This window comes from Sulfuricystis multivorans (assembly GCF_003966565.1).
In the GTDB taxonomy this organism is placed as follows: domain Bacteria; phylum Pseudomonadota; class Gammaproteobacteria; order Burkholderiales; family Rhodocyclaceae; genus Sulfuricystis; species Sulfuricystis multivorans.
The window spans coordinates 1608602-1626751 of the sequence record NZ_AP018718.1 but is presented as its reverse complement, the minus strand read 5'-3'; the positions used below and the strand labels follow the sequence as shown (position 1 = coordinate 1626751).

At 56.8% G+C, this 18150-nt stretch carries 17 protein-coding genes; 16 read left to right on the top strand and 1 reads right to left on the bottom strand.

Annotation, left to right across the window (positions count from 1 at the left end):
- Positions 1–12 precede the first annotated feature (12 nt).
- The 16 genes from EL335_RS08110 (at position 13) to EL335_RS08035 (ending at position 16656) form a co-directional block, all read left to right on the top strand.
- Positions 13–276, top strand: a complete 264-nt coding sequence (locus tag EL335_RS08110) for a type II toxin-antitoxin system prevent-host-death family antitoxin (RefSeq protein ID WP_126445788.1) — start codon at positions 13–15, stop codon at positions 274–276.
- Positions 276–689, top strand: coding sequence for a type II toxin-antitoxin system VapC family toxin (locus tag EL335_RS08105; RefSeq protein WP_126445786.1), 414 nt, complete (start codon positions 276–278; stop codon positions 687–689). The genes EL335_RS08110 and EL335_RS08105 overlap by 1 nt, the downstream gene beginning before the upstream one ends.
- Positions 690–691: 2 nt before the next feature.
- Positions 692–2590 carry an XrtA/PEP-CTERM system amidotransferase gene (locus EL335_RS08100; RefSeq protein ID WP_126445784.1) on the top strand — a complete coding sequence of 633 codons (1899 nt, stop codon included), beginning with the start codon at positions 692–694 and terminating at the stop codon, positions 2588–2590.
- Between the two features lie 27 nt (positions 2591–2617).
- On the top strand, positions 2618–3625 hold the full coding sequence (locus EL335_RS08095) for an NAD-dependent epimerase (protein WP_126445782.1): 1008 nt from the start codon (positions 2618–2620) through the stop codon (positions 3623–3625).
- Positions 3626–3627: 2 nt separating this feature from the next.
- Entirely contained in the window at positions 3628–4794 is a 1167-nt protein-coding gene (locus EL335_RS08090; RefSeq protein ID WP_126445780.1) for a nucleotide sugar dehydrogenase, read from the top strand.
- Between the two features lie 93 nt (positions 4795–4887).
- On the top strand, positions 4888–5994 hold the full coding sequence (gene wecB, locus EL335_RS08085) for a non-hydrolyzing UDP-N-acetylglucosamine 2-epimerase (protein ID WP_126445778.1): 1107 nt from the start codon (positions 4888–4890) through the stop codon (positions 5992–5994).
- Positions 5994–7193: a TIGR04063 family PEP-CTERM/XrtA system glycosyltransferase gene (locus EL335_RS08080; protein ID WP_126445776.1), complete on the top strand. Its 1200-nt coding sequence runs from the start codon at positions 5994–5996 to the stop codon at positions 7191–7193. The genes wecB and EL335_RS08080 overlap by 1 nt, the downstream gene beginning before the upstream one ends.
- A gap of 138 nt (positions 7194–7331) precedes the next feature.
- Positions 7332–7559, top strand: a complete 228-nt coding sequence (locus tag EL335_RS08075) for a type II toxin-antitoxin system Phd/YefM family antitoxin (RefSeq protein ID WP_126445774.1) — start codon at positions 7332–7334, stop codon at positions 7557–7559.
- Positions 7560–7571: 12 nt separating this feature from the next.
- Positions 7572–7985, top strand: coding sequence for a type II toxin-antitoxin system VapC family toxin (locus EL335_RS08070; RefSeq protein ID WP_126445772.1), 414 nt, complete (start codon positions 7572–7574; stop codon positions 7983–7985).
- Positions 7986–8038: 53 nt separating this feature from the next.
- Positions 8039–9268, top strand: coding sequence for a glycosyltransferase family 4 protein (locus tag EL335_RS08065; RefSeq protein ID WP_284155293.1), 1230 nt, complete (start codon positions 8039–8041; stop codon positions 9266–9268).
- Between the two features lie 45 nt (positions 9269–9313).
- On the top strand, positions 9314–11131 hold the full coding sequence (locus EL335_RS08060; protein ID WP_126445770.1) for an asparagine synthase-related protein: 1818 nt from the start codon (positions 9314–9316) through the stop codon (positions 11129–11131).
- Between the two features lie 12 nt (positions 11132–11143).
- On the top strand, positions 11144–12082 hold the full coding sequence (locus EL335_RS08055) for an acyltransferase family protein (protein WP_126445768.1): 939 nt from the start codon (positions 11144–11146) through the stop codon (positions 12080–12082).
- A gap of 16 nt (positions 12083–12098) precedes the next feature.
- Positions 12099–13199 carry a glycosyltransferase gene (locus EL335_RS08050; protein WP_126445766.1) on the top strand — a complete coding sequence of 367 codons (1101 nt, stop codon included), beginning with the start codon at positions 12099–12101 and terminating at the stop codon, positions 13197–13199.
- A gap of 4 nt (positions 13200–13203) precedes the next feature.
- Positions 13204–14406 (top strand): glycosyltransferase, encoded by a 1203-nt coding sequence (locus EL335_RS08045; RefSeq protein ID WP_126445764.1) that lies wholly within the window; start codon positions 13204–13206, stop codon positions 14404–14406.
- Positions 14399–15709 carry a putative O-glycosylation ligase, exosortase A system-associated gene (locus EL335_RS08040; RefSeq protein WP_126445762.1) on the top strand — a complete coding sequence of 437 codons (1311 nt, stop codon included), beginning with the start codon at positions 14399–14401 and terminating at the stop codon, positions 15707–15709. Before EL335_RS08045 ends, EL335_RS08040 begins: the two co-directional genes overlap by 8 nt.
- Positions 15706–16656, top strand: a complete 951-nt coding sequence (locus tag EL335_RS08035; protein ID WP_284155292.1) for a polysaccharide deacetylase family protein — start codon at positions 15706–15708, stop codon at positions 16654–16656. Before EL335_RS08040 ends, EL335_RS08035 begins: the two co-directional genes overlap by 4 nt.
- Here EL335_RS08035 and EL335_RS08030 read toward each other — a convergent pair.
- Positions 16625–18124, bottom strand: a complete 1500-nt coding sequence (locus EL335_RS08030; RefSeq protein ID WP_284155291.1) for a lipopolysaccharide biosynthesis protein — start codon at positions 18122–18124, stop codon at positions 16625–16627. The genes EL335_RS08035 and EL335_RS08030 overlap by 32 nt on opposite strands.
- Positions 18125–18150 lie beyond the last annotated feature (26 nt).

The window sequence follows — 18150 nt, the reverse complement described above, 5'->3', positions numbered from 1 at the left end:
GAGAATCCGTTCATGCACAAATCACAGTGGCGTTTGCAGGATGCGAAAGCTCGTTTCAGCGAAGTCGTCGAAGCGGCGCTGCAGGGGGAGCCGCAGCACGTGACGCGCCGCGGGCGGGAAGCCGTCGTGGTGCTCGCCGAATCGGCCTACCAGCGCTTGCAGCAACAAGCGCGCCATGCGGCGCCGGGTTTCGTTGCGCATCTGCTTGCCGTGCCGAAGAGCGAGGCCATGCCGGCCGAAAAGGCCCGGCTCCGGCTGCGCGATGTGGAGTTTTGATGTTTCTGCTCGATACCGCCATCATCTCCGAGCTGCGCAAGAGTCGTCCCGATAGCGGCGTGGTGCGCTGGATCTCCGCCCGCCAGGATGATGAGCTGTTCATCAGTGTCGTCACCTTGGGTGAAATCGAAAAAGGCGTCGAGAAGCAGCGTGCCCGTGCGCCGCAATTCGCCACGGAGCTGGCCGTCTGGCTCGAAGAGCTGATTCGCCTGTACGCCGACCGGATCCTGGCGGTCACGCCGGCGATCGCCCGCACCTGGGGGCGTCTGGCTGCGCGCATCGGCAACGATGGCGCAGATCTGTTGATCGCCGCGACGGCGCTGGAAAACGCTCTGACGGTGGTCACACGCAACAGCGGCGATTTCGCGCCGATAGGCGTGAATGTCTTCAACCCCTTTGACGGACGGCGCTGAGCATGTGCGGCATCACCGGCATCTTCGATACCCGCGGCAAGCGCGCCATCGACCGCGACGTGTTGCAGCGGATGAACGAAAGCCAGTTCCACCGCGGGCCGGACGAGGGCGGGCTGCATCTCGAACCGGGCGTCGGCCTCGGCCATCGCCGCCTGTCGATCATCGACCTGTCCACCGGCCAGCAGCCGCTCTACAACGAGGATGGCAGCGTCTGCGTGGTCTTCAACGGCGAGATCTACAACTTCCAGGCGTTGATTCCGGAACTGCAAGCGCTCGGCCATGTTTTCCACACCAAGAGCGATACCGAAGTCATCGTCCATGCCTGGGAGGCGTGGGGTGAGGCCTGTGTCGAGCGCTTTCGCGGCATGTTCGCCTTTGCGCTGTGGGATCGCAATCGCGAAGTGTTGTTTCTCGCCCGCGACCGGCTCGGCGTCAAGCCGCTGTTCTATGCGCTGCTCGACGACGGCACCTTCCTGTTCGGCTCCGAGCTGAAATCGCTGCTCGCCCACGGAGGCCTCAAGCGCGAGATCGACCCGCTGGCCGTCGAAGAATATTTCGCGCTCGGTTATGTGGCCGAGCCGCGCTGCATCTTCAAACAGGCGAAAAAGCTGCCGCCGGCCTGCACGCTGAAAGTCGGCCGTGGCGGCACGGCACTGCCGGAGCCGCGCGAATACTGGGACGTGCGCTTCACGCTCGATCAACGCATCGGCCTCGACGAGGCTTGTCATGAGCTCGAGCGCCGGCTCGAAGAATCGATCCGCCTGCGCATGATCGCCGAAGTGCCGCTCGGCGCCTTCCTCTCCGGTGGGGTCGATTCGAGTGCGGTGGTGGCGATGATGGCCGGTTTGTCTGCGGAACCGGTCAATACCTGCTCGATCTCGTTTTCCGATCCGGCCTATGACGAGGCGCGCTTTGCCCAGCAGGTGGCCGAGCGTTACCACACACGCCATTTCGTCGACCGGGTCGAGAGCGACGATTTCGACCTGATCGACACGCTGGCAAGGCTCTATGACGAACCCTATGCCGACAGCTCGGCGATCCCGACCTACCGCGTCTGTCAGCTGGCGCGGCGGCACGTGACGGTGGCGCTCTCCGGCGATGGCGGCGACGAGAGCTTCGGCGGCTACCGCCGTTACCAGTTGCATCTGATGGAGGAAAAGCTGCGCGCTCTGCTGCCGCTGGGGCTGCGTCGGCCGCTGTTTGGCCTGCTCGGCCGGCTCTATCCGAAGGCCGACTGGGCGCCGCGCATCTTCCGCGCCAAGACCACCTTCGAAGCCTTGGCGCGCACCTCGGTCGAAGCCTATTTCCACAGCGTCTCGGTGATCCGCAACTGGCAGCGCGCGCAAATCTTCAGCGCCGCCTTCAAGGCAGAACTCGGCGGCTACAACGCGCAGGCCGTGTTCGACCGCCATGCCGCCCGCGCCGACACCGACGACCCGCTGGCGCTGATCCAGTATCTCGACCTGCACACCTATCTGATCGGCGACATCAACACCAAGGTCGACCGCGCCAGCATGGCGCATTCGCTCGAAGTGCGCGAACCGCTGATGGACCATCCGCTGGTCGAATGGCTCGCCACGCTGCCGAGCAGCCTCAAGGTGCGCAATGGCGAGAGCAAATTTCTGCTGAAAAAAGCCATGGAGCCGCATCTGCCGCACGACATCATGTACCGGCCGAAAATGGGCTTCGCCGTGCCGCTGGCGCGCTGGTTCCGCGGGCCGCTGCGGCAACGCGTGCGCGACGGCCTGCTCGGCGGCCCGCTGCTCGATACCGGCTGGTTCGAGCGCGACGCGGTCCGCCGCATCGTCGAACAGCACGAAGCGGGCCGCCGCGACCACAGCACGCCGATCTGGGTGCTGTTGATGTTCGACGCCTTCCTGCGCAATGTCATGAACGCATAAAATGCACGAAACGACAGGGAATCCTTCATGAAAGTCCTCATCACCGGCGCGGCCGGGTTTATTGGTTCGGCGCTGGCGCTGCGCCTGCTGGAACGCGGCGATCAGGTCATCGGCATCGACAACCACAACGACTACTACGATCCGGCGCTCAAGGAAGCGCGTCTGGCGCGCCACGCCCATCACCCGCATTACACCCATCTGCGTATCGACATCGCCGATCGCAAGGCGATGGAGGCGGCCTTCGCCGAGCACAAGCCGCAGCGCGTCATCAACCTCGCCGCCCAGGCCGGCGTGCGCTATTCGCTGGAAAATCCGCTCGCCTACATCGACAGCAATCTGGTCGGTTTCGGCCACATCCTCGAAGGCTGCCGGCATCACGGCGTCGAGCATCTCGTCTATGCCTCGAGTTCCAGCGTCTATGGCGCCAATACGACGATGCCGTTCTCGGTGCATCACAACGTCGATCATCCGCTCTCGCTCTATGCCGCCACCAAAAAAGCCAACGAGCTGATGGCGCACACCTACAGCCACCTCTACGGCTTGCCGACCACGGGCCTGCGCTTCTTCACCGTCTATGGCCCCTGGGGTCGGCCGGACATGGCGCTGTTCAAATTCACCAAGGCGATCCTCGAAGGCTGCAAGATCCCGGTGTTCAACTATGGCAAGCACCGCCGCGACTTCACCTACATCGACGACATCGTCGAAGGCGTGATCCGCGTGCTCGACAAGCCCGCGCAGCCGAATCCGGACTGGTCGGGCGACCATCCCGATCCAGGCAGCAGCCTCGCCCCGTGGCGCGTCTATAACATCGGCAATAACCATCCCGTCGAACTGATGGACTACATCGCCGCGCTGGAAAAGGCGCTGGGGATGAAAGCCGAAATGGAACTCTTGCCGCTGCAGCCCGGCGACGTGCCCGACACCTATGCCGACGTGCAGGATCTGGTGCGTGATTTCGGCTACAAGCCGGCTACGCCAGTCGAGCAGGGGGTGGCCAACTTCGTCGCCTGGTATCGCGATTATTTCAGGGTCTGATCATGAAAATCGCCATTGCCGGAACGGGTTACGTCGGCCTCTCGATCGGCGTATTGCTCGCGCAGCACAACGAAGTCGTCGCGCTCGACATCGTTCCCGAGAAGGTGGACATGCTCAACCGCAAGGTTTCGCCGATCGCCGATACCGAGATCGAGGACTATCTCGCCCACAAGCCGCTCGATTTCCGCGCCACGCTCGACAAGCAGGATGCCTATGCCGGTGCCGATTATGTGGTGATCGCCACGCCGACCGACTACGATCCCGAAACCAACTACTTCGACACCCGCTCGGTCGAAGCAGTGATCCGGGATGTCATGGCCATCAACCCCGATGCGGTGATGGTGATCAAATCCACCGTGCCGGTCGGCTACACCGCGAAGACGCGCGCTCAGCTTGGCTGCGAGAACCTGATCTTCTCGCCGGAATTCCTGCGCGAGGGTCGCGCGCTCTACGACAACCTGTATCCATCGCGCATCGTCGTCGGCGAACGCTCGGCGCGGGCAGAGACCTTCGCCAATCTGCTCAAGCAGGGCGCGCTCAAACCCGACATTCCGGTGCTCTTCACCGACAGCACCGAGGCCGAGGCGATCAAACTGTTCGCCAACACTTATCTGGCGATGCGGGTGGCCTTCTTCAACGAGCTCGACACCTATGCCGCCACCCACGGTCTGGATACGCGTCAGATCATCGACGGCGTCTGCCTCGACCCGCGCATCGGCAACTTCTACAACAACCCGAGCTTCGGCTACGGCGGCTATTGTCTGCCGAAAGACACCAAGCAGCTGCTGGCCAACTACCGCGACGTGCCGCAGAACCTGATCCGCGCGATCGTCGACTCGAACACCACACGCAAGGACTTCATCGCCGACGAGATCATCCGAAGGAACCCGAAGATCGTCGGCGTCTATCGGTTGATCATGAAGGCTGGCTCGGACAACTTCCGCGCCTCCTCGATCCAGGGCATCATGAAGCGCATCAAGGCCAAGGGCATCGAGGTGATCGTCTATGAGCCGGTACTCAGCGAGCCGGAGTTCTACCGTTCGCGCGTCATCAACGACCTGGCCGAATTCAAATATCTCGCGGACATCATCGTCGCCAACCGCATCACCGACGAGATCCGCGACGTGGCAGACAAGGTCTACAGCCGTGATCTGTTTGGCCACGATTGAAATTCGGCGCTGGCGGGACGGCATGGTCGGCAATTTGTCAGGCGGAATGCGGCACCCCAGAATGATCGTATAACCAACAGAAACGGCTACACAATGCACATGCTCTATCTCGTCGCTGGCGCGCGGCCCAATTTCATGAAAATCGCCCCGATCGTGCGCGCCTTGCAGGCCCACGGCGGGCTCGGCTTCAAGATCATCCACACCGGCCAGCATTACGACCGCGAAATGAACGACGTCTTCTTCGAAGAGCTCGGCATCCCGGCGCCCGATGTGTTCATGGGCGCGGGCGGCGGCAGCCATGCCCAGCAGACCGCGAAGATCATGGTCGCCTTCGAAGAACTCTGCCAGGCCGAAATGCCCGACGCAGTGCTCGTCGTCGGTGATGTCAATTCCACGCTGGCCTGTTCCATCGTCGCCAAGAAGCTGCACATCCCGGTCGCCCATGTCGAAGCCGGCCTGCGCAGCGGCGACATGTCGATGCCCGAGGAAATCAACCGTCTCGTCACCGACAGCATCGCCGACTGGTTCTTCGTCACCGAACCGAGCGGCATCGAACATCTGCGCCGTGAAGGCAAGCCCGACAGTGCGATTCACCACGTCGGCCATGTGATGGTCGACAACCTGCTCTATCAGGCCGAAAAACTCACGCGCATGGAAACCGACTTCGAAACCGATGCCTTCAAGCGCCGCCATGCGCGCTACGGCGTGCTCACCCTGCATCGGCCGAGCAACGTCGACGAACCTGAGACGATGACGCGCATCGCCGCGGCGTTGAAGGAAATCGCTGCCGAACTGCCGTTGATCTTTCCGGTGCATCCGCGCACGCGCGCCAACCTCGAAAAATTCGGCATCGATCTGGGACCCGACATCACCCTCGTCGCGCCACAAGGTTACATGCCCTTCCTCAACCTCTGGAAGGATGCCGTGGTGGTGCTCACCGACAGCGGCGGCTTGCAGGAAGAAACCACCGCCCTCGGCGTGCCCTGCCTGACGATCCGCGAAAACACCGAACGCCCGATCACCATCGAGGAGGGCACCAACACCCTGGTCGGCACCGATCCGGCGCGCATCGTCACGGAAGCTCGCAAGGTGCTCGCCGGACAGGGCAAGCAAGGCCGTCGACCGCAACTGTGGGATGGTCGGGCGGCAGAACGCATCGTCGCCATCTTGGCCGACGCTTTGGCAGCCGGGAACCGCTGATGCGCATCCTGCACATCCTCGACCATTCGATTCCGCTGCACAGCGGCTACACCTTCCGCACGGCTGCCATCCTGCGCGAGCAGCGTGCGCTGGGGTGGGAAACCCATCATCTCACCTCGCCCAAGCAGGGCAGCGTGACAGCCGAAGCCGAACAAGTCGACGGCCTGCTATTCCACCGCACCGCAGTGCCGCCCCCCGCACCGCCGATCCTCAACGAACTGCGCCAGATCGAGGCCACCGCGGCCCGGCTCGAGCAGCTTGCCCGCACACTGCGCCCCGACATCCTCCACGCCCATTCCCCGGTGCTGAATGCCATCCCGGCACTGCGCGTCGGCAGGCGCTTGGGAATCCCGGTGGTCTATGAAATCCGCGCCTTCTGGGAAGATGCCGCCGTCGATCACGGCACGACGCGTGAAGGCAGCCTGCGTTATCGCCTGACACGCAAGCTCGAAACCTGGGTGTTGCAGCGTGTCGCCCATGCCTTCACGATCTGCGAAGGGTTGCGCCAGGACATCCTCGCCCGCGGCATCCCCGCCGAGAAGGTCACCGTCATTCCCAACGCCGTCGACATCGAAAACTTCCAGCTTTCCGGCGCGCCCGATCCCGCGCTCAAAACTCGGCTTTCGCTCGACGGCACGACGGTGATCGGTTTCATCGGCTCGTTCTATGCCTATGAAGGCCTCGACCTGCTGCTCGAAGCCTTTCCCGCGATGCTCGCGCGCCGCCCCGATCTGCGCATCCTACTCGTCGGCGGTGGCCCGCAGGAGGCGAACCTCAAGGCGCAGGCAGAACGTCTAGGCATTGCCGACAAGGTCGTCTTTGCCGGCCGCGTGCCGCATCAGGAGGTCAGCCGTTACTACGATCTGATCGACCTGCTGGTCTATCCGCGCCATTCGATGCGGCTCACCGAGCTCGTCACCCCGCTCAAGCCGCTCGAAGCGATGGCGCAGGGGCGCATCTTCGTCGCCTCGGATGTCGGTGGCCACAGGGAACTGATCCGTGACGGTGAAACCGGTCGCCTGTTCAAGGCCGGCGATGCCGGCGCGCTGGCTGCTGCAGTCGAAGACATGCTGTCACGACGCGAGCAGTGGCCCGCCTACCGGGCCGCCGGCCGGCGCTTCGTCGAGCAAGAGCGGAACTGGAGGAACAGCGTGGCGAATTACCAGCGTGTTTATGAAGTGTTGGTGGCCAAAGGCTAAACATCCTTGCAAAATTGGGAGGGTGACTCCCAAGATTGCAAACAACAATAAAAATCCAGTGTCAGACCACGAAAAATCCAGCCGCTGGCAGTACCAGATGAAGATGTATGATTACACGAATCTGATTACTAGACGGATATGAGACAGGCTACCTTCACCGAAGTCCGTAACCACGCCAAAGCCTATTTCGACATTGTCGAATCGGGAGAAACCGTGCGTGTGCTGCGCAACGGCAAGCCGATTGCCGATATCGTCCCCGTGGTGGCTGATCTGCCCTTATGGAAACGCCGCAAGGCGCAGCCTTTGGTGTTGGATGGCGTTTCGATCAGCCGCATGATTCTCGAACAACGCCAGGCCGGTTTGTAAGAGTGCTTTCCGGTGCGCGTTTTCTTCGACAGTTCGGCCTTCGCCAAGCGCTACATCAGCGAAGCCGGTACCGACAAAGTACTAGAGTGGTGCGATCAGGCGACGGAAATCGGGCTTTCCGCGATTGCGCTGCCCGAGATTATTTCTGTTTTCTGTCGCTTGCGCCGTGAGGGCAAAGTCGACGACACACAATATCGGCAGTTAAAAACCCTGCTGCTGGCGGACATCGAAGATGCCGCGATTTGTGATCTGACGCCAGAGGTGCTGGCCCAATCGATAGCCTGCCTCGAATCGAATGCTCTGCGTGGCATGGATGCCCTTCATATCGGTAGCGCCGTTGCATTGCAGGCGGATGTTTTCGTATCGGCAGACGCACGACAGCTCGAAGCAGCAGGGAGGGCTGGACTACGGATCGAGGCTGTGTAAAAAATGCAGGTAAGGTCAAAACCCGGCGCTGGCGGGACGGCACAGCGATCTCCATGATCCGCACGCTCCTCTTCTCCACCCTCTATCCCAGCAGCGTACGGCCGAGCCACGGCATCTTCGTCGAAACAAGGCTGCGGCATCTGCTGGCCAGCGGCGCAGTCGAAACCGGCGTCGTCGCCCCCGTGCCGTGGTTTCCCTTCAAACACCCGCGTTTCGGTGAATACGCCAAGCATGCCGCCGTGCCGGCCCATGAAAGTCGCCACGGCATCGAGGTCGGTCATCCGCGCTACCTGCTGCTGCCGAAGATTGGCATGAACCTGGCGCCCGCGAGCCTCGCCCGATGCGGACTGGCAGCGGCAAGAAAGCTCATCGCCGCAGGCTTCGATTTCGATCTCATCGATGCCCACTACTTCTATCCGGACGGTGTCGCCGCCACCTTGATCGGCAAGACGCTTCGCAAACCCGTGGTCATCACCGCGCGCGGCACCGACATCAACCTGATCCCACGATTCGCAAAACCGCGCCGCATGATCCTGCAGGCCGCCCACGAGTGCGACCACATGATCACCGTCTGCCAGGCGCTCAAAGATGCGTTGGTGGAACTCGGCGCCCCGGCGGAAAAGATCACCGTGCTGCGCAACGGCGTCGATCTGGAACTCTTCCATCCCGAAGACCGCGGACAGGCCCGTGCTGCCTTCGGCATGAGCGACCGTTTCACCATCGCTTCGGTCGGCCACCTCATCGAACGCAAGGGCCACCACCTCGTCATCGAAGCACTGGCGCAGATTCCGGATGCCGAGCTTTTCATCGCCGGCGGCGGCGAAGAGGAAACCCGCCTGCGCGCGCTGGCTGCGCGTCTGGGCATGACGGAGCGAGTGCATTTCCTGGGCGCCATGCCGCAAACCCAGCTGCGCACCCTCTACAGCGCTGTCGATTGCCTGGTACTCGCCTCCAGCCGCGAAGGCTGGGCCAACGTGCTGCTCGAAGCCATGGCCTGCGGCACGCCGGTCGTCGCCAGCAAGGTCTGGGGCACACCGGAAGTCGTCGCAGCCCCCGAAGCCGGTGTGCTGATGGATGAACGCAGCGCCAATGGCATCGTGCGTGCCATAGGCCGGTTGCGATCTGGCATGCCGTCCCGCAACCTCACCCGTGCCTATGCCGAGCGCTTCGCTGGCAGCCGACCACCGCCGGGCAATTGGCACTATTTCGGCAGATTCTCGCCAGCGCATAGTCGGCGCTGGCGGAACGGCACCTTCGTAGATAAAACTGTTACCTCCATGTAGTCCGTATAATCGATCGCAACACTTTTTCCGGAAGCACTTCTCGCGATGAGCCACGCCTTCCTGTTTGTTCCTGCTGCCGGCCAATTTGAAGTGCCGAGTTTCCAAAAAGGCGTCCAAGCGTTATGCAGCTTCAAAGGAGTGAAGATCAGCGATAGCGCAATTTCTGCCAACGCTTCCCTCGCGGTGGCGCCGCCGGCAAAGACAACCGACAAACGCATCACCCGTTCAACAGACGACCAAGTCTGGATCGCCGATTTCGGCACCTGGCTGCCTCTCCCGGCTGAAAAAGGCCGCGACGGAAGCTGGCTGATCGAGCAATACCTCACCCATGGCGCGGATGGTTTGGCGTGCCGTCTACAGGGCTTGTTTGCGATATTCATCGTCGACCAGCGCAGCCGTCAGGTGCATGTCATCACCGATCGCTGTGGCAGCCTGCATATATATTGGCGGCAGTTGGCAGATGGCGTAGCCGTCTGTACTTCTTCCGCTGTATTGGCGCAATGCGCACCGAGCACGTTCGATCCCCTCGCAGTGCATGAATTCATCGCGACCGGCATCATCTACGAAGACCGGTCGTTGTGGCGCGATGTCCGCAAGATTGGCCCGGCCACGGTGCTGACCATCGATGCCAACGGTGCGCGGAGCCGTCGCTACTGGGATTTTTCGGCTATCGAGCCGGAAAGTCTGGCACTCGACGATGCTGTCGACCGAACCCATGCCGCTCTGGTCGAGGTGCTCAAAGCCTTGCCTGATACCCGCGAGCCCCTCGTTTCCGATCTCACCGGCGGCTACGATTCACGTCTGCTGCTGGCTGGCCTGCTCGATGCACAGCGGCCGTTCCATACTACCGTCTCGGGGAGCAGCGATCATCCGGATGTCACGGTTGCTGCGCGAATTGCCTCGGCACTCGGTCTGAAGCACCAGAACATCAGCTCACCGTCGCTGCCAACCGCCGAGGAATTCGATGCTGCCGTGCGCATGACCGATGGCGAATATGATGCTTTCGACTTCGCTCGCATCCTCCACATCCACCGCCGACTCGCCAATGAACATGGCATGAGTCTCAACGGCTCGTTCGGCGAGCTGGCGCGCGGTTATTGGTGGGAACTGCTCTGGCCCCGCTTGGCACGACGTCATCCACTCGATGTTGCAATGGTCGCGCGCAAACGCTTTGCCGCCATTCCCTACGACAAATCGATTTTTTCACCTGCCGCACAGCTTGATCTCGCGTCCCATATGGCCGAAGTCGCCAGCCGTGCCATTGTGCCCATCATCAACTATCCCAACACGACGCAAATGGATTGCGTTTATTACACCCTGCGTATGCAGCGTTGGCAGGGGCGCATCACCAGCAGCACCAATCAACTCTGGCCGGCATTTTCACCGATCGCCTTTGCCCAGGTGCTCGATCCGATCCTCGCTGCCCGGGCCGACGCGCGCTTTCGCAGCCTGCTCGTGCGCCGCCTGTTTCAACGCTTTGCCCCGCCGTTGGCGAACATACCACTTGAACATGGTTATCCTCCCGCTCCCGCTACGCTATTCAACGTTTGGCGCTTTCTACCAATGCTTGGCCATTACGGCGGAAAGGTCTGGAGCAAACTGGCACCTCGACTAGGACTCAGGCTCCGCATTTCTACCCTTAATCTCCAATCCACGGTTCATACTAGCGAAGATGTTGCTGGCTTTATTTATGAAAGTGGCTTGGCTAAAGCATTTGAATCATTAGAGCTACTAAATACCGGGCTTTTTCTTCCAGAGATGAGTTACCTTAAGCAATTGGATAATGTTCAAGCCAAGTTTCGAAACGAACAGTGGCGACGTCTCATGACGCTGGAAACTTTAGTTAGACAAATCCCTCACTGAGCATATAGTTGCATGGGTGTCATCAGCTCGCAAACATCTTTCAATTTTGCAGTAGCAAAGGTATTGTCTATCCTTCTGGTAGTCGGTGGTCATTTTTTCGAAGGAAGCTTACTCTGGGTGCCTGTGACGATTGGTCTTTTTGTCTTTGCCTTTTCATCCGCATATTTCACTACAAAGAAATATGGCTATCACTTTTCTTATAAATCATTCTGGCTAAACAAGCTCAGGCGCTTAGTCATTCCTTTTTGGATTGCACAAGGCTTTTTGTTGCTGTTTTTTTTGGTGAATGATAGAGATGGAATCTGGACTTGGCAGACTGTGGTTCATTTGCTTGGCATGAGCGGATGGATTAATTGGTTGGGGTTTTCCAATGACAGCCCGTTTGGTGCTGGATTGTGGTTTTTAACACTCCTGCTTACTTTTTATCTTCTTTACCCATTCTTGTATCGATGGCTTAATCAACCACGACAAGCTACTGTTTTAATTACATCATTCTTATTCTTAACTTTATTCCTAAGTTATGCGGTTAATGTAGGGCATGCACTCTGGATTACCGCATTTGCTTTTTGGTTTGGCGTATATTCGGCAAGATACCCACTGGAAGGGTCTGCGCGGTTATGGTTATTAATCACTAGTGTAAATGTCTTTGTAATATTGATTCTAAATGCTGTGGGTTTTAAGCATGCCAATATAGTATTTATATTTCTTATTTCTATCTCAATTGTGATTTGGCTTGAGCGAGGGCAAGTATCAAGAACGTACTTTTCTTGGGCTACAATATTTTATTCTTCAATATTAGAGATATATTTAATTCATACTTATCTTTTTATAAATTTTGGTACATTTGCAGTTTTGCGCTTTCTTGCTTCTTTGATATTGATTTTTGTAGTTGCAAATGTTCTCTCTCGTTTGGGAAATATTGTTACGCATTGGGAATTGAAATCGCTCTAGTGTCAATGAATAAGAAATGAATCGCTCTTTTCATGTGGTCCATGTCGTTCCAACCCTCCAGCCAGGAGGAATGGAGTTTGCTCTCGCTAGGGTCGTCAATGGGCTGATACCTTACGGAACTACTCATAGCATCATTGCGCTAAAAGGTGATGCGATTATTCGGGATCGATTTGATCTGTCTGTGCGTATTCATTGTATGCATGCGGGGCCGCATGACCCCCATATCCCATTCCGGCTGCGTCGTCTGATCAAGAACGAAGCGCCATCTGTCATTCACGCGCGAAATCTTGGGGCATGGCCCGAAATAGCGTTCGCTCGCTTAATGACTTATCCGCTTGTGCCCATTGTGTTCAGTTTTCATGGTATTGCAGAAGTTAAGCCCGTGCCAATGCGGTGGCGATTGCTAAGTAGAATGCTCAGCATGATAACCACGCACATTTTTACCGTTAGTGAGGGTTCGAAGCAATTTCTAGTTCATCATCTTGGGCTATGTGGCTCCGATATAGATATCATCCCCAATGGTGTCGATACCAGAATCTTTTATCCAAAAAGGGATCCACGTCATACTGGGGGGCCTTTGAGGATTGGTACCGTAGGCAGTCTTTCTCCAGTCAAAAATCAAGCGTTGTTGATTCGCGCGTGCTTTCAAGTTTTAAATCAAGGAATCGATGTACAACTGGATATTGCAGGTGAGGGTAGGGAACGTCAAGCGCTTGAGAAATTGATAGATTCGCTAGGACTGACTAGAAATGTTCGTTTATTAGGACATGTCAAAAATATTCAGAAATTTCTAAATAATCTGGATATTTTTGTTCTTCCGAGTGATAGTGAAGCCCACCCTAACGCACTCAGTGAAGCAATGGCTTGTGGTCTTCCGTGCATTGCAACACGTGTCGGAGGTATACCTGAAATTACTGACAAAGGTCGTGCAGCTCTTCTTTTTGAGGCTGGCGATGAGGTTGCCTTGGTCAAATTATTATTAATTCTTGCTACTGATCATGAGAAACGTAAAGCCCTCGGCGCTGCTGCAGTGGAATTTATATCTAAGAACTATTCAATGGAAGTCATGTTGAAAAACTATTTTGACCTCTACCAAAGCTTGGTAGAAGCAGAATAAAGACATGTCTCGGCTCAAAGTTTTAATGCTGACGCGGCTTTTCCCTAGTAAGGCATTTCCAACTCTCGGCACTTTTTGCTTAGAACGTGCAAAGGCTCTATCAAGGCATGTCGATGTAAGAGTTATGGTTCCTACACCATGGTTCCCAGCTTCGATGCCTGGACCCTCGGAGTGGAATAAATGGAGTGCTGTGGAATTGCATGGAAAGCTTGAAGGAGGATTATCGGCTACTTACCCTCGTTATTTATCCATACCAAAAATTGCAACCTGGTCGCAGGGTGTTGCTATGACCATTGCGATCAGGCGTAATTTCTTAGAAGATTTCAAAGGCTGGAATCCAGATGTTATAGATGGGCATTTTGCGTATCCAGATGGCTATGCATCTGTCAAACTCGCAAAATACTTGAAGCGCCCTTGTCTGGTGACCTGTCATGGGTCTGATTTGCGTCTTTATCCAGAACTGCCATTTGCAGGTACTATGCTCAGATGGACGCTTAAATCAGCAGATCGTGTATTATCAGTTAGTAATAGCCTTAGATCCAAGTCTATCGAGCTAGGCTGCAATGAGCAAAACGCTATTTTTATTCCTAATGGGGTAGATACCGAAAAATTTAAACCGCTTAATAAAGTTGAGTGCAGGCAAAAGCTAAACCTTCCTTTAGATGAAAAAATAGGAATTTGTGTTGCTGCACTGATCGACATAAAAAATCAGTCACTGATTATCAAGGCATTACATCGACTACGTTACTTGCAGCTTCCACTTCCATATGTGATTTTTTTGGGTGAAGGGCCAAACAGATACCGTTTAGAGCAGGAGGCTCGACAACTCTGCGTTGACGATCGAATTTTCTGGGTTTGCAAAAGGCCTCATGTTGAAGTTGCTACATGGATGGCAGCTTCAGATTGGCTGCTTCTTTCTAGCCTCCACGAAGGTTGGCCTACTGTTTATTTCGAAGCTATGGCTTGTGGGCGCCCGATTCTTTCCACTAATGTCGATTCTGCCAAGGATGCGATAAGCAGTCCGGATTTGGGTCTTGTTGTTGAAGACTATTCACCTGAAACATTTGCCAATGCGCTGAACAAGATTGCTGAGACCGATTATGACGAAGATGCAATACGCCGCCATGCAGAAGCTCACAGCTGGTCTCGTTGGGCTGAGCAGGCACTGGAGGTCATGGAATCAGTCGTGAGGGCCACTAGTGCGTGACCTGATCATTCTTTCGATCATTCTTATCGGCGCAGCCGTGGCGCTTTGGCGACCATGGATCGGCATCTTGCTCTGGACCTGGGTCAGCATCATGAACCCTCACCGTTACGCTTGGGGCATCGCTTACACCTCGCCTGTGGCGGCGATTGTGGCGGTATCAGTGCTGATCGGTACGTTGTTTACGAAATACCGGCAATCCCCTTTCCAAGGAGCGCCTACCATCATCCTTTTTTTGTTCGCCATCTGGATGACGATTTCCTGGCTGGCGGGTTACGACACGGCCGGTGACTATCCACAGTGGGACAAGGTGATCAAAATTTATCTCATGACCTTCGTCGCCCTAATGTTGCTGAACCATAAACAGAAAATCATCGCTTTCGCGTGGGTGACGACGCTGTCACTCGCTTTGCTTGGAGCCAAGGGTGGGCTGTTTACCCTGCTGACGGCAGGCAATTACCGTGTTTGGGGCCCACCCGAATCTTTCGTGGCGGATAACAACCATTTCGCCTTGGCCCTGATCATGACGATCCCGCTGCTGCATTTCCTTCAATTACAGCTGCTTTCGGTGTGGCAACGGCATGCAGTCACGGCTATCATGGTATTGTGTGCCATTGCGGCAATTGGCAGTTACTCGCGTGGCGGTTTGTTGGCCATTGCGGCAATGACTGCCCTTTTGTGGTGGCGCAGCGAGAGAAAACTGCTGCTGGGCATGCTGATCATGCTGATGGTGGCTGTCTTCCTACCCTTCATGCCGGAAACCTGGTGGGAGCGGATGCGGACTATCCAGACCTATGAGCAGGATGCTTCGGCAATGGGGCGCATCAATGCCTGGATCGTGGGTTGGGAAGTGGCCAAGAACCATTTCTTCGGTGGTGGCATGTCTTATCAGCATCCATATTTCTTTTCGATGTATGGCGTATATGAAGACATCGTGCGTGCCGCGCACAGCATCTATTTCCAGATCTTGGGTAATCACGGCTTCGTGGGCCTGATACTGTATCTGCTGCTCTGGCTTACCACCTATCGTTCGGCCGGCTGGCTACGCAAGCATGGCAAGGCTCAGCCACAAACCCAATGGGCCAGCGACCTTGGCGCAATGGCTCAGGTGAGCCTCGTAGGCTTCGCGGTCGGGGGTGCGTTTCTTTCTATGCCTTATTTCGACCTGCCTTACAACATCATGGTGATGGTGGTGCTGGCACGCAAGTGGGTGGAAAAGCGCGCCTGGGAGACTGAAAAGGAGGTCACACTCCGGGAAATGCTCAGTTTTCGGCGTAAAGCCGAGCCCGCGGCTAGAGCGACATGATCGAAAAGTTGCCATTGCTCTTTTGGCCTCGTGAGCAGACGCTGACGACGCTGATCTTCCACCGTGTGCTGCCGGCACCCGACCCTTTGCGGCGAGGGGAGCCGGATGCGGAGCGATTCGATGCCTTGATGCGCTTCGTTGCGGATAACTTTTCCGTGCTACCGCTACCGGAAGCGGTCGATCGCTTGCAATCGGGCAGTTTGCCTCATCGGGCATGCTGTATCACTTTCGACGATGGCTATGCCGATAATCTAACCATCGCAGTACCGATTCTCGAAAAATATCGTCTGCCGGCAACAGTTTTCATTGCCACGGGCTATCTCGACGGCGGCCGCATGTTCAACGACGCAGTCATCGATGCGATTGCTGCGACCACCAAACCGGAACTGGATCTGGGTTCCATCGGTCTGGGTGTTCATCCGATCCATAGTCTCGAACAAAAGCAGGCGGCGATCGACGCAATACTGAGTCGCATCAAGTTGAGCACGCCAGAACTGCGCGATCAACAGGTCAAGACAATTCTGGAGGCTTCCGGATGTAGTGATTTGCCCCACGACATCATGCTGACGAGCCAGCAAGTGCGTGATATGAGTGACAGAGGGATCGAAATCGGTGGTCACACGAACGCGCACACGATCCTGAGCACGCTCGACGAGAAACGTGCATATGACGAAATCGTCACAGGAAAGCACCTACTGGAAGCCATCATCGGCAATTCATTGACATCTTTTGCCTATCCGAATGGGAAACCCGGGCGGGACTACACAGAGCGCCATATTTCTTTGGTCAAGACGGCGGGTTTCAAGCGGGCAGTGACTACAGGGTATGGCGTGGCAAGGAAGGGCAGCGATGTGTTCCAGCTACCCAGGTTTACGCCATGGGCTGCAAACGGTTTTCGCAGAATGGCGCAGTTGGTCAGGAATGCCTGGATCCCGGCCAACGTTTGAAAGCAAGTTTTCCCAGTAGATAGCTTTCCGCCCCTTTCGGCATGCCGGCAACACGCCAAGACAGCCAGATGGTCAGCGCATAGGCGGTCGCGCCGAGTGCGATCGTTGCAACAAAGATTACGGCGCTAGACCAGTAAGCTGGCCACTGCGTGATCGAAAGCACCCCAACCATGGCCGCTGAAGCACAAACTGGTCGCCAAGAATGTGCGAAAAGGTCGCGCCAGGTCAGAAAAGGAAGCGCCTTGAGCACGAGGAAGAGCAACAGGCACATCGCGATGAAAGAAACGGCCAGCCGGATTCCGGCGATCCAGACAGCATTACCCGATGGAAAAACGAATACGGCCAGAGTGGCTAACACGCCAAATTGCAACCACGAGATCACCGCCTGCAAGCGTACCTTGCCAAGAGCGAGAAGTAGATAACCGCTGCTATGTGTCAATGCCACCGCAATGTTCATCAAAGCGAGCAATTGCACGAACGGAATTGCCGCAGCCCACTGTGGACCAAGTAGCAGAGGAACTGCGATCGGTGCCACCAGTGCAAGACCAATGCCGGCAGGCAGCGCGACAAGAGCTTGCACGCCCAAGGCAAGACAAAATGCACGCCGCAACTCGGCGGGTTTGTCGATCACACGCACGAAGGCGGGGAACAATACCCGCCCTAAAGGCATCAACACCTCGTTCGTCGGCATTGCCGAGATCTCGTCGGCAAGTGAGTAAGCGCCCATGGCTCCTGCATCATTGAAACGACCGACGAGTAATTTGTCAGTCTGTTGCGCACCATATGTGCCCAAGTTACGGACGAGTATCCATTGCGAGAACGACCAAATTCGACCGATGCGCGCAAAGGAAAAGCGAGGCCGAAAATTATGCAGCAAATAACTGAGCCAGACGCCCGCAATGCGGCCGCAGAGCGCACCGATGACCATGGCCCAATAGGACCGCAGCCAGAATGCCAAGACGACGGTGATTGCAAAGCCTGACAGCCTGCGCAAAAAAAAGAAGCGAAAATCGCGTCCGAATTCCATGTTTTTCTGGAAAGCGACGATACCGATGTTTTCCAGGCCGCCAAGCGCGATCGTCAGCGACATCAAATAGAGGACGTTTTCTACCCGAGGTTCCTTGAAATATTCCGCAGCAAGAGGTGCGCCGAGCAAGGCGATCAGTAATCCTGCGGCCAGGGCTTGGCATAAACGCAGCGTCCAGGCAGTATCGAAATCCTCTCGGTCGGCATTGGGGTTTTGGATCAGCGCAGAGCCAACGCCCAAATCGAGTAATGTGTCGATGAGTGCAACGACCAAAGAGGCCATCGCGACGATGCCGAAATCAGCTGGCACCAGAAGACGGGCAAGTATCAGCGTGCTGGCGATGCCGATCAGCCGATCGGTCCAGCGCATGGCAATGACCAGGGCTGCCCCTCGGACAACAGAAACTGGTTGTGTGAACTTACTGGAGTTCTTAATTATCACTACTAAAGTGTAGCAAAAAAATCATA